The sequence below is a fragment of the Streptomyces sp. NBC_00704 genome, assembly GCF_036226605.1.
In the GTDB taxonomy this organism is placed as follows: domain Bacteria; phylum Actinomycetota; class Actinomycetes; order Streptomycetales; family Streptomycetaceae; genus Streptomyces.
The window spans coordinates 2,105,059-2,117,319 of the sequence record NZ_CP109000.1; the positions used below are offsets into that span (position 1 = coordinate 2,105,059).

At 73.6% G+C, this 12,261-nt stretch carries 9 protein-coding genes; 4 read left to right on the plus strand and 5 right to left on the minus strand.

What is annotated here, in order from left to right; all coding sequences use genetic code 11:
• From OG802_RS09315 to rsmH, 4 genes are all read right to left on the minus strand, one after another.
• Positions 1 to 1,671 (minus strand): UDP-N-acetylmuramoyl-L-alanyl-D-glutamate--2,6-diaminopimelate ligase, encoded by a 1,671-nt coding sequence (locus tag OG802_RS09315; RefSeq protein WP_443055209.1) that lies wholly within the window; start codon positions 1,669 to 1,671, stop codon positions 1 to 3.
• A gap of 125 nt (positions 1,672 to 1,796) precedes the next feature.
• Positions 1,797 to 3,758: a peptidoglycan D,D-transpeptidase FtsI family protein gene (locus OG802_RS09320; RefSeq protein WP_329408959.1), complete on the minus strand. Its 1,962-nt coding sequence runs from the start codon at positions 3,756 to 3,758 to the stop codon at positions 1,797 to 1,799.
• A gap of 5 nt (positions 3,759 to 3,763) precedes the next feature.
• Positions 3,764 to 4,297: a septum formation initiator family protein gene (locus OG802_RS09325; RefSeq protein ID WP_329408962.1), complete on the minus strand. Its 534-nt coding sequence runs from the start codon at positions 4,295 to 4,297 to the stop codon at positions 3,764 to 3,766.
• A 44-nt stretch (positions 4,298 to 4,341) separates the two neighbouring features.
• Positions 4,342 to 5,298 (minus strand): 16S rRNA (cytosine(1402)-N(4))-methyltransferase RsmH, encoded by a 957-nt coding sequence (rsmH, locus tag OG802_RS09330; protein ID WP_329408964.1) that lies wholly within the window; start codon positions 5,296 to 5,298, stop codon positions 4,342 to 4,344.
• A gap of 326 nt (positions 5,299 to 5,624) precedes the next feature.
• Here rsmH and OG802_RS09335 point away from each other — a divergent pair, with 326 nt between their 5' ends.
• The 4 genes from OG802_RS09335 to OG802_RS09350 all read left to right on the plus strand — a co-directional run bounded on the left by OG802_RS09335 (position 5,625) and on the right by OG802_RS09350 (position 11,380).
• Positions 5,625 to 6,170, plus strand: a complete 546-nt coding sequence (locus OG802_RS09335; RefSeq protein ID WP_443055210.1) for a beta-class carbonic anhydrase — start codon at positions 5,625 to 5,627, stop codon at positions 6,168 to 6,170.
• 298 nt (positions 6,171 to 6,468) lie between these two features.
• Positions 6,469 to 7,500 (plus strand): AAA family ATPase, encoded by a 1,032-nt coding sequence (locus OG802_RS09340; RefSeq protein ID WP_329408966.1) that lies wholly within the window; start codon positions 6,469 to 6,471, stop codon positions 7,498 to 7,500.
• A complete protein-coding gene (locus OG802_RS09345) occupies positions 7,500 to 8,882 on the plus strand; it encodes a DUF58 domain-containing protein (RefSeq protein WP_329408968.1) in 1,383 nt (460 codons plus the stop codon). Before OG802_RS09340 ends, OG802_RS09345 begins: the two co-directional genes overlap by 1 nt.
• Entirely contained in the window at positions 8,879 to 11,380 is a 2,502-nt protein-coding gene (locus OG802_RS09350; protein ID WP_329408970.1) for a transglutaminase TgpA family protein, read from the plus strand. Before OG802_RS09345 ends, OG802_RS09350 begins: the two co-directional genes overlap by 4 nt.
• 415 nt (positions 11,381 to 11,795) lie before the next feature.
• Here the strand turns inward: OG802_RS09350 and OG802_RS09355 are convergent, their stop codons facing one another.
• Entirely contained in the window at positions 11,796 to 12,200 is a 405-nt protein-coding gene (locus OG802_RS09355; RefSeq protein ID WP_329408974.1) for a DUF3040 domain-containing protein, read from the minus strand.
• Positions 12,201 to 12,261: the final 61 nt, after the last annotated feature.

Below are 12,261 nucleotides of genomic sequence, written 5' to 3' on the forward strand. Positions count from 1 at the left end.
TCATCCCTGGGTCTGCTGGATAGCTTCGCGAAGCACCTGGCGGTCGTCGAACGGACGGACGACGCCGGCGATGTCCTGGCCCTGCTCATGGCCCTTGCCCGCGATCAGCACGGTGTCCCCGGCGTGCGCGCGGGCCACGACCGCGGCGATGGCGGCGGCCCGGTCCTCGAACAGCACGACCTCGCCGCGTTCGTGCGCGGGCACGGACGCCGCGCCTTCGAGCATGGTCGCGAGGATCGCGAGCGGATCCTCGGAGCGGGGGTTGTCGGAGGTCAGCACGGCGGTGTCGGCGAGCCGGGCGACGGCGGCGCCCATCGGGCCCCGCTTGGTGCGGTCCCGGTCCCCGCCGCAGCCGAGGACGACGTGCAGCCGCCCCTTGGTGACCCTGCGCAGCGCCCGCAGCACCGACTCGACCGCGTCCGTCTTGTGGGCGTAGTCGACGACCGCCAGGTAGGGCTGTCCGGCGTCGACCCGCTCCAGCCGGCCCGGCACGCCCGGCACGGCGGCGACGCCGTCGGCGGCGGTCTGCGGGTCGATGCCCGCGGCGGCGAGGGAGACGATCGCGGCGAGGGTGTTCGCCACGTTGAAGGAGCCGGGCAGCGGCGACCTGGCGGACGCCCGCGCCCCGCCCGGGCCCACCACGGCGAACGTCGAGTCCATCGGGCCGATCTCGACGTCCACCGCGCGCCAGTCGGCGTCCGGGTGGCCCTCGGCGGAGAAGGTGACGACCGGGACCTCCGCCTCGTCGATCAGCCGGCGGCCGTACGCGTCGTCGAAGTTGACCACGCCGAGTTTGCTGCGTTTCCGGGTGAACAGCTGCGCCTTGGCCCGGAAGTAGTCCTCCATGCCGGAGTGGAACTCCATGTGCTCCGGGCTGAGGTTGTTGAACACGGCGATGTCGAAGACGCAGCCGTCGACCCGGCCGAGCACCAGGGCGTGGCTGGACACCTCCATGGCGACGGCCTCCACGCCGCGCTCGCGCATGACGGCGAACAGGGCCTGCAGGTCGGTGGCCTCGGGTGTGGTGCGCTCGGACTTGATGCGCTCGTCGCCGATGCGCATCTCCACGGTGCCGATGAGCCCGGTGGACCTGACCGACTTCAGACCGCCCTCGACGAGGTACGCGGTGGTGGTCTTGCCCGAGGTGCCGGTGATCCCGATCTGGAGCAGGCCGCGGCCGGGACGCCCGTAGATCGTGGCCGCCAGCTCGCCCATCGACCCGCGCGGGTCGTCGACGACCAGGGCGGGCAGTCCGGTGGCGGCGACGCGTTCGGCGCCGGCCGGATCGGTCAGCACGGCGGCCGCGCCCAGGCTCGCGGCCTGGGCGGCGAAGTCGGCGCCGTGCAGGCGGGCCCCCGGCAGGGCGGCGTACAGGTCGCCGGGGCGGACCGCGCGCGAGTCATGGGTGATGCCCGTGATCTCGACGGCGGCGTTCTCCGGCTGCGCGGCGCCCAGCTGATCGGCGAGGTCCGCGAGGGGTGTGGCGGAGACCTGGGCCGGTCGCGGCGGTCCCGGATATGTCACGGAAGCGGCCTTCTGGGTGGTTTGGGACTGATCAGCGTGTGGCACGGCGGTGAGCGTACCGGGCGCACCCGCCCGGGGGCGAAGCGAGGGCGCGGCGGGGGACTCGGGCGGTGCGGGTTTCCCGGGGTCGGGAGTGATCATGGTCACGGGCTCGGTTCCTGGCTTGTTCGGCGCTGAACAGTGGCGGGCGGTGGTCGTGGGCGGGCGGAGGGCGGGGCGGGGGCGCGTCCCGGGCGGCCCGCGGCGGGCGGCCCGGGACGGACGCGGTCCGGTCAGGGCGTGAAGGAGACCGGGAGGTTCGCGGCCTTCGCCCCGGTCGGCGGGACCTGCAGGGTCTTCAGGGCGAACTCCATGACCTTCTTGAAGACGGGACCGCAGATCTGGCCGCCGAAGTAGCTGCCCTCGGTGGCGTTCTGGATCGCGCAGTACACGGTGATCCGGGGGTTGTCGGCGGGCGCGAACCCGGCGAACGACGAGGTGTAGCCCTTGTAGGTGCCGGTGGCCGGATCCACGCGGTTGGCGGTGCCCGTCTTGCCCGCGACGCGGTAGCCGGGGATGCGCGCCTTGGCGCCCGTTCCCTGCTCGTCGTCCACGACCGACTCCAGCATCTGGGCGAGGGTCTTCGCCGTCTTCTGACTGACGACCCGGGACTTGGCGGGCGTCCGGGCGGGAGTGAAGCGACCGTCCGGCCCCCTCGCGCCGCGCACCAGGGTGGGCTCGACGCGGACCCCGCCGTTGGCGATCGTCGAGTACACCGAGGCCGCCTGCAGCGCGCTGAGCGACATGCCCTGGCCGAACGGGATCGTGTACTGCTGCGACGTCGACCACTTGCCGGGCGCGGCGAGGATGCCCCTGGTCTCGCCGGGGAAGCCGAGCCCGGTGGGGCCGCCGATCCCGAACTTGCGCAGGTAGGAGTACAGGACCCGGTTGGCCTGGGCCTGTGTCTTGCCGAGCTGGCCGGTGGCCAGGATGGTGCCGATGTTGCTGGACTTGGCGAGCACGCCGTTGAGCGTGAGGTACCAGGTGGCGTGGTCGACGTCGTCCTGGAACAGGCGGTCGCCGCGGTGCAGCCGGTTGGGCACGGTGACGTGGGTCAGCGGGGTGGCGGCGTTCTCCTCCAGCACGGCGGCCATCGACATGACCTTGGCGGTGGAGCCGGGCTCGAAGGCGTCCTGGACGGACGGGTTGCCGAGGTCGGCGGCGCGGGCCTTGGAGAGGTCGTTGGGGTCGAAGCCGGGCGAGTTGGCCATCGCGAGGATCTCGCCGGTGCGCGTGTCCTGCACCATCACGTAGCCGCGGTCCGCCTTCGACTGCTCGACCTGGTCGGCGATGGCGTTCTGCGCGGCCCACTGGATGTCGCGGTCGATCGTCAGCTCGACGTCGGAGCCCGGCACCGCCGGGGTCTCGGTGGAGCCCGCGGTGGGCACCTGGCGGCCGCCGGACTGGGCGTAGCGGATCTTGCCGTCCTTGCCGGCCAGGGTGGCGTTCAGCTGCTGCTCGATGCCGCCGCCGCCCTTGCCGTCGGCGTTGACCCAGCCCAGTATCCCGGCGGCGAGGTCGCCGTTGGGGTACACCCGCTTGCTGCTGGGCACGGAGAACACCCCGGCGAGGACGTTGACCGTGCCCGGGTCCGTCCCGGCCTTGGCGGAGAGCGCGGACCTCAGGTCCCTGATCTGCTTCCAGACCTGCGGGGTCTGCCGGCCGGCGAGCTTGACGTAGCGCACGCCGGGGTTCTTGGGCCGCAGCTTCCTGACCAGCGCGGCCTGGTCCTGGCCGAGGATGGGCGAGAGGAGGGCGGCGGCCTGCTCGGGGCCGTCGTCGACCTTGAGCTGCTCGCGGGCGAACATCGTGGGGTCGGCCGTGATGTCGTAGGCGTCCTCGCTGGTCGCGAAGGCCACCCCGGCGCGGTCGGTGATCTCGCCGCGCTCGGCGGCCAGCACCTGGCCGACGTACCGGTTCTGCTCGGCCTTGGCGGTGTAGCTGCTCGCGTCGACGGCCTGCACCTGAAGGAGGCGGAAGACGAAGGCGAGGAGCACCAGCGTCAGCGCGAGGCCGACCATGCGCAGCCGGGGCCGGGGGCTGCCGAGCCGGATGACGCGCGGGGCCGCGGGGCGGGCGGCGGCCGGACGGCGGACCGGACGTCCGCCGGGGCCCGGGCGCCGCTGGGCGGGCGCGGGGCGGGAGGGCCGGGCGGGGCCGGGCACCCGCCGGCGCGGCGGTTCCCTGTCGGACACTTCCGTCACCTGCCGGGGGTCTCGGGGGTGGTTGCGGTCGGCTCGGGGGCCGCGCCGCGCGCCGGGGCGGCGAGCGGGGCGCCGCTCGGGGCCGGCGAGGGCGGCGACCCGATCGTCTGGGACGACAGCAGGGCCTCGGGGGGCCGGACGGCGGGGGCCTCCTGCGCGGACTGCCGGGCCGCGGGCGAGGGGACGCCCTTCACGGTGCCGTCGGGGTTGAGGAAGGCCGGGTCGCCGCCGGGGACCATGCCCAGTTCGCGTGCCCGGCGCTGGAGGGCGTCCGGGGCGGAGTAGGAGTCGATGTCGCGCTGGAGCGCCTGCTCCTCGTCGGTGAGGCTCTTGGTGTCCTTGCGCAGGTCGTCCATCTTGAACGAGCCCTCGCTGAGCGCGGAGTTCAGCACGAGCAGTCCGATGAGGCCGCCGCCGAGGAGAAGGACGACGAGGAGGACGAACGGGGTGCGGGCCGCCTGGCGCGGACCTGCCGGGAAGAGCCGGGCGAACCGGGCGGCCCTCCCCCTCAGTTCGGGTCTCCCGCTCACTCGCCCTCCCCCGGGTGGAACGCGCCACCCTCGGCTCACGCCCGTCATTCGATGGACTCCCTGATCCGCTCCGCCCCGCGCAGCCGCGCCGGCGCGGCGCGCCGGTTCTCGGCGATCTCTTCCTCGGTGGGAAGTTCGGCACCACGGGTGAGCAGCTTGAGCCTCGGCTGGTAGCGCTCGGGCACGACGGGCAGTCCGGGCGGGGCGGTGTTGGCGGCTCCGGCCGCGAACACCTGCTTGACCAGCCGGTCTTCGAGGGAGTGGTACGACAGGACGGCGATCCTTCCGCCCACGGCGAGCGTCTCGACGGCGGCCGGGATCGCGCGTTCCAGGACGGAGAGTTCGCCGTTGACCTCGATGCGCAGCGCCTGGAAGGTGCGCTTGGCGGGGTTGCCGCCGGTTCGCTTGGCGGCCTGCGGAAGGGCGTTGCGGATCAGCTCGACGAGCCGCGCGCTGTTGGTGAACGGCTCCTTGTCGCGCTCGCGCACGACGGCGGAGACGATCCGCTTGGCCTGCTTCTCCTCGCCGTAGGCCCGCAGGATCCGCACGAGTTCGCCGGGCGGGTAGGTGTTGAGGACCTCGGCGGCGCTGACGCCGGTCGTCTGGTCCATGCGCATGTCGAGCGGGGCGTCCTGGGCGTAGGCGAAGCCGCGGTCGGCCTCGTCGAGTTGCATGGAGGAGACGCCGAGGTCGAACAGGACGCCCTGCACGCGCGTGTGCCCGAGCCGGTCCAGCACCTCGGGGAGTTCGTCGTAGACGGCGTGCACGAGGGTGGCGCGGTCGCCGAAGGGGGCGAGGCGTTCGCCGGACAGGCGCAGCGCCTCCTTGTCGCGGTCGAGGGCGACGAGCCGGGCCTCGGGGAAGCGCGTCAGCAGGGCCTCGCTGTGGCCGCCGAGGCCGAGCGTGCAGTCGACGACCACCGCTCCGGGTTCCCCCAGGGCGGGGGCCAACAGGTCCAGGCACCGCTGGAGCATCACCGGGACATGTCGACTGTGGCTCAAGGGGCCCTCTCAGATGCGGCGGGTGGTACGCACCGCCGGGTCCCCGCCCCCTGGTGAAGGGAAGGCCCTCCGGCGCCGCGGGGAGATCTCCGGCGGCCGGGCCGGGGTCTCTCGGGGTTCAGTCCAGCAGGGAGATCGTCGCCTCCCGCTTCGCGTCACTTTAGTCCACGGTGTCTCGCGGTCAATCAACCGGCCTGCGCGGCGCGGCCCGGGGCCGCGCGCCGCGTCCGGGCGGCTGTGGCGTACCTCACAAAAGGGGCGTGATGACGCTCTTTTTCCGTACCCACAGCGAGACCGGAAGGGTCGTGACCAGTACCGTCATGAGTATGACGACTTCCGCATCCGTACCCGTCGAATCCGATGGCGCCATACACCGCGGCGCCGTGACCGACCGCCTCGTGGCGGCGAACGAGCGGTACGCCGCGGCCTTCGCCGACCCCGGCATGGACGCCCGCCCCGTTCTGGAGGTCGCGGTCGTGGCCTGCATGGACGCCCGCCTCGACCTGCACGCGGCGCTCGGCCTGGAACTCGGCGACTGCCACACGATCCGCAACGCGGGCGGCGTGGTCACGGATGACGTGATCCGCTCGCTCACCATCAGCCAGCGCAAGCTGGGCACGCGCAGCATCGTCCTGATCCACCACACGGGCTGCGGCCTGGAGGCGATCACCGAGGACTTCCGCACCGAGCTGGAGATGGAGGTCGGACAGCGTCCGGCCTGGGCGGTGGAGGCCTTCCGCGACGTCGACCAGGACGTCCGCCAGTCGATGCAGCGGGTGCGCACCTCGCCGTTCCTGCTGCACACCGACGACGTGCGCGGCTTCGTGTTCGACGTGCGGACGGGCTCGCTGCGCGAGATCGCCCCCGCGTGACCCCCTCCCCGTCCGTCAGGCCCCCGCGCCGCTCGCCGATGCCCGTGTGACCTGTCACGGGCTCGGTCGTTCACTGTCGTTTCGCTGTTGATTCGCGCCTCCAGGGCACCCGGATCCCCATAAAACCGACATATCGCGGACAGTTGTCCACAGGCGAGTGACACGAATCGGTAACGGCAGCAAGAATGCGAGGGTGACGCCGCGCTGAGCACTTTCGCGGCGGCGTCCGTGATTCGGGGTGGGCCGGTTTGCCGCACAGTGCGTCGGCCCGGAGAAAGTTTGGGCCGAGGAGGGCCGGGTGACGACCTATGACGAGCGAGCGAGCCTCACAGATCTGACCGCCACTGTGGAGCGTGTCCGCAGTTCGGTGGAGGGAGTGATCGAGGGCAAGCCCGAGGTCGTACGGCTTTCGCTGACCGTGCTCCTCGCCGAGGGGCATCTGCTGATCGAGGACGTACCGGGCGTCGGCAAGACGATGCTGGCGAAGGCGCTGGCCAAGTCCATCGACTGCTCGGTGCGCCGGATCCAGTTCACCCCCGACCTGCTGCCCTCGGACATCACGGGCGTGTCCATCTGGGACCAGCAGCGCCGCGAATTCGAGTTCAAGCCGGGCGCGATCTTCTCGCAGATCGTGATCGGCGACGAGATCAACCGTGCCTCGCCGAAGACGCAGTCGGCGCTGCTGGAGTCGCTGGAGGAACGCCAGGTCACCATCGACGGGCAGACCTACGAGCTGCCCAGTCCCTTCATGGTGGTCGCCACGCAGAACCCGGTCGAGATGGAGGGCACCTACCCGCTGCCCGAGGCCCAGCGCGACCGCTTCATGGCCCGCGTCTCGATCGGTTACCCGAGCCCCGAGGCCGAGCTGCAGATGCTCGACGTGCACGGCGGCGTCAACCCGCTGGACGACCTCCAGCCGGTCGCCCACGCCCACGAGATCGTGAAGCTCATCGACGCCGTACGCGGTGTCCACGTCGCCGACGCGGTGCGGCGCTACGCGGTCGACCTGGTCACCGCCACGCGCAGCCACCCGGACCTCAGACTCGGCGCGTCCCCGCGCGCGACGCTGCACCTGGTGCGCGCGGCCAGGGCGACCGCGGCCCTCAGCGGCCGGGACTACGCCCTGCCGGACGACGTGCAGAGCCTCGCCGTGGCCGTGCTGGCCCACCGCCTGCTGCCCACCGCGCAGGCCCAGCTCAACCGCCGCACGGCGGAGCAGGTCGTCGAGGAGATCATCCAGCGCACCCCCGTGCCCGCCACCCCGCAGCAGCACGGATACGGGCTCGGGCGGGACCCGCAGGCGTACGGCCAGCAGTCGCGGAGGCTGTGATGGCCGCCGGGGGCTCCGGACAGCCGCCGACCGGCCGGGGAGCGAAGGGCGACAAGGGCGGCGTGCGCACGGCGCTGGCCGGGCTGACCACCCGGGGCCGGTCCTTCCTGGCCGCCGGCATCGCGGCCGCCGTGTGCGCCTACGTGCTGGGCCAGCCCGATCTGCTGCGCGTCGGGCTGCTGCTCGCCGCGCTCCCGCTGATCTGCGCGGCCGTCGTCCACCGCACCCGCTACCGGGTGGCCGGCAGCCGCAGGCTCTCCCCCGCGCGCGTCCCGGCCGGCAGCGAGGCCCGCGTCCACCTGCGGATGGACAACGTGTCACGGCTGCCCACCGGCCTGCTCATGCTCCAGGACCGGGTGCCGTACGTGCTCGGCCCGCGCCCCCGCTTCGTCCTGGACCGCGTCGAGGCGGGCGGCCGCCGCGAGGTGTCCTACCGGGTCCGCTCCGACCTGCGCGGCCGCTACCCGCTCGGTCCGCTCCAGCTACGGCTCAACGACCCGTTCGGGATGTGCGAGCTCACCCGCTCCTTCTCCGCCCACGACACGCTGACGGTCATACCGCGCGTCGAGCCGCTGTCCCCGGTCCGCCTCAGCGGCGAGGCCAAGGGGTACGGCGAGGGACGCCAGCGCTCCCTGGCGCTGGCCGGCGAGGACGACGTGATCCCGCGCGCCTACCGCTACGGCGACGACCTGCGCCGCGTGCACTGGCGCCTCACCGCCCGCTACGGCGAGCTGATGGTGCGCCGCGAGGAGCAGCCCCAGCGCTCGCGCTGCACGGTGCTGCTCGACACGCGGGGTGAGGCCTACCAGGGCGCGGGCCCCGACTCGGCCTTCGAATGGGCGGTCTCCGGCGCCGCGTCCGTGCTGGTGCACATGCTGGAGCGGGGCTTCTCCGTGCGGCTGCTGACCGACACCGGGAACTCGGTGCCCGGCGAGGGGGCCGACGGGTTCGCCGGGGCCAACCAGGAGTCGGCCGACGCGGCCGGACTGATGATGGACACCCTCGCCGTGGTGGACCACTCCGACGGCACGGGCCTGTCCCGTGCGTACGACGTGCTGCGCGGCGGCAACGAGGGCCTGCTGGTGGCGTTCTTCGGCGATCTCGACGACGAAGGGGCGGCGGTGGCCGCGAAGATGCGCCAGCGCAGCGGGGGCGCGGTCGCCTTCCTGCTGGACGGCGACCACCGGGCGCGTGAACCGAACGGCGTCCCCGATCCGATGAACAGGCAGGAGGAGCGGCTGCGGATGCTGCGCGAGGCGGGCTGGACGGCCCTGAGCGTGCCGCGGGGCGCTTCACTGAACGAGCTGTGGCGCCAGGCGGACCGCGACCGGGCGGGCGTGACGACGGCGGGCGCGGCGAACGGCGGGGAGGGATGGTCATGAGCGGACGTGCCCGGCTGACGCTGTGCTCGGCGGCGGCCACCCTGATGGCGTCGTGCGCCCTGCTGCCGCTGCTGGACCCGGCGACCTGGCTGGTGCAGGCGGCGTTCATGCTGGCGGTCCAGTCGGCAGCGGGCGCCGCGGCCCGCCGCGTCCCGCTGGCCCGGCCGCTGACCGTGGCGGCGCAGGCACTGGTCACGCTCGTGATGCTGACCCTGGTCTTCGCCCGCGAGCAGGCGCTCGCCGGTCTGATCCCCGGCCCCGAGGCGTTCCGCCACTTCGGCGACCTGCTCCGGTCGGGCGCCGACGACGTGGGGCGGTACGCGATCCCGGCCCCGCTGTCCGACGGCATCCGGCTGATGGTGATCGGCGCGGTGCTGGTGATCGGCCTGGTGGTGGACACCCTCGCGGTCACCTTCCGCAACGCGGCTCCGGCCGGTCTGCCGCTGCTGGCGCTGTACTCGGTCGCCGCGGGCCTGTCCGACGGGGCGGCCGACTGGCTGTGGTTCCTGGTGGCCGCCGCCGGCTATCTGCTCCTGCTGCTCGCCGAGGGCCGCGAGCGGCTCTCGCAGTGGGGGCGGGTCTTCGGCGGGTCCGGGCGCGGGCCGGGCGGGCAGCCCGGTCCGGTCGCCCCGGTGCGCACCGGCCGGCGCATCGGGATGGCCGCGCTGGGCGTCGCCCTCGTGGTGCCGCTGCTGCCGCTGCCGGCGATACAGGGCGGTCTGCTCGGCGCGACGGGCGCCGGCGTGGGCGCGGGCAACGGAGGCGGGGGCACGATCTCCGCGGTGAACCCGCTGGTGTCGCTGCGCGACAGCCTGAACGTGGATGACGACCGTACGGTCCTGACGCTGCGCACCAACACCAGCGACCTCTCCGGCATGTATCTGCGGATCGTGTCGCTGGACGAATTCGACGGCACGACGTGGCGGCCCGCCAAGCGCCACATCGTCGCCGTGCCCGACGACTTCCCCGCCCCCACCGGGCTGGGCCCCGACGTCAAGCGCACGGAGATCACCACCCGGATCGCGGCCGTCGACGACTACGCCCAGGACTGGCTGCCGATGCCGTACCCGCCGAGCGGTGTGCAGATCAAGGGCAACTGGCGCTACGAGCCGGTCGGCATGACGCTCGTCGGCGACCACGGCCAGAACACCAGCGGCAAGTCCTACCAGGTCAAGAGCCTGGACGTGCAGCCGACGGCGCAGCAGCTGGCCGCGGCGCCGCAGGCGCCCGACTCCGTCCGGCGCGACTACACCAAGGTGCCGGACTCCCTGCCGCCGGTGGTGGCGAAGCAGGCCCGCCAAATCACCAGGGGCGCCGACAACGACTACGAGAGGGCGGTCGCGCTCCAGGACTACTTCGCGGTGACGGGCGGCTTCGAGTACGACACCCAGGTCGAGGTCGGCAACGGCCCGAACGCGATCGCCCGCTTCCTGCGGGACAAGCAGGGCTTCTGCGTGCACTTCTCGTTCGCGATGGCGTCGATGGCCCGCACCCTGGGCATACCGGCGCGGGTCGCGGTGGGCTTCGCGCCGGGCTCCCCGCAGGCGGACGGTTCGGTGGCGGTGGGCCTGAGGGACGCGCACGCCTGGCCGGAGCTGTACTTCGAGGGCGTGGGCTGGACCCGCTTCGAGCCGACCCCGACCCGCGGCACCACGCCCACCTACACCGTGCCCGACTCGCCGGGCGCGGCACTCCCCGAGCCGCCGCAGGCCTCGCGCTCGGCGGACGCCGCGCCGTCGACCGCGCCCTCGGCCCGTTCCGGCTGCTCGGCCCAGGAGAAGAAGCTGGAGGACTGCGCCAACGCGCTGCCGGTGGACCAGCCGGGGCAGGGCGGCGGCGGCACCCCCTGGTACCGGATCGCCACCTGGACGCTGCTGGGGGGCGCGGCGCTCGTGCTGCCGCTGCTGCCGATGCTGTGGCGGCTGAGAAGACGTTCGGCGCGGCTGGCGTCCGCCCAGCACTCCGCGGCGGCCTCCGGGGCTCCCCCGGGCCGGCGGGACAGGGCGGGCGCGGGCGGCGAGGCCGTGAACGGCTCCGGGCCGGCGGTCCTGCTGGACGAGCCCGGGGACGAGGCCGCGGCCGCCGCCGTCGGCCATGTCCTGGCGGTGTGGCGCGAGCTCACCGACACGGCGTGGGACTTCGGCATCGAACCGGACGACGCGCTGACCCCCCGCCGGGCGGCGGCGCGGATCGTGCGGACCGGAGGGCTGGACGAGACGGCCGGCCGCTCGGTGCACCGGGTCGCGGGGGCGGTGGAGCAGGTGCTGTACGCCCCGGAGCCGAGGGCCGAGGCGGGACTCGCCGACGAGGTCCGCACGGTGCGGGCGGCACTGCAGGAGAAGGCCGACTGGACGACGCGGGTGCGGGCGGTCGTGGCGCCGCGTTCGGCCGTGCGCGCGCTCTGGGACGTGGCGGACCGCTGGACGGCCCTCAGGTCGTCCTGGACGGCCCGGCTGACGGCCCTGGTGCACCGGCCGTCCGGCCAGCAAAGCGGCTGACCGGCCCGCCCTCGGAAGCGGACCGCTCAGCCGCACCCTCTCAGCGGGCGGCCGCGTGCCCGGTCGGGTCGCCGTACCGGCCCGCCCCTACGGGCGGCCGGCCCGTACGGCGACCTGACTGGCCAGCCCCTGCGGGCGGGCGGTCCGCCGAGCGCCGTCGGCTGACCGGCGCATCGGCTGGCAGGCGAATCGGCTGGCAGGCCCGCGCCCGAGGGCGGCCCGGCCGGTCAGGGCCGTCCGGGTGGGCGGGACGGTGGTGAGGCGGCCCGGGCCGGTGGAAAGGACAGCGCGGACATGGTTGCGGCGGACATGGTTGAGGGGGCGACCACCCAGTCGGGTGGTCGCCCCCTCAACCATGTCTGTTCGCGAACCAGGAGCAGATTCGGTTCTGCGGCGGTCCGGTTCGGCGGCGGTGTCAGTGACCGCCCTGCTCGTCACGGCGGCGCTGCCAGCGCTGCTCGATCCGGTCCATCATCGAGCGCTTCTGCCTGACCTGACCGCGGGCGGGCGGGGCGCCTGCGGCTCCCGCCGCGGGCTGTTCACCCGGCTTGGGGGCCTTGCGCCAGCCGGTGACGGCGAGCACCGCGCAGCCGAGCATCACGAGGAAGCCGACCACACTCAGCCACACCTGCTTGGCGACCATACCTGCCATGAGGAGCGCGATTCCCACGAGGAAGCCAGCGACCGCCTGGTAGACCCGCCGCCGGGTGTACGTACGCAGCCCGCTTCCCTCGAGCGCTGACGCGAACTTGGGATCTTCGGCGTACAGCGCTCGCTCCATCTGCTCGAGCATGCGCTGCTCGTGCTCCGAGAGCGGCACGGAGTCCTCCTCATCGTGCAGTCGCCGGGGCGACCCGGGGGGTCCCTTCAGGATAGGCGGG

Coding starts and splice junctions, on each gene's coding strand:
- OG802_RS09335 (WP_443055210.1), top strand. CDS start 5,625: ATGACGACTTCCGCATCCGTACCCGTCGAATCCGATGGCGCCATACAC.
- OG802_RS09345 (WP_329408968.1), top strand. CDS start 7,500: ATGGCCGCCGGGGGCTCCGGACAGCCGCCGACCGGCCGGGGAGCGAAG.
- OG802_RS09350 (WP_329408970.1), top strand. CDS start 8,879: ATGAGCGGACGTGCCCGGCTGACGCTGTGCTCGGCGGCGGCCACCCTG.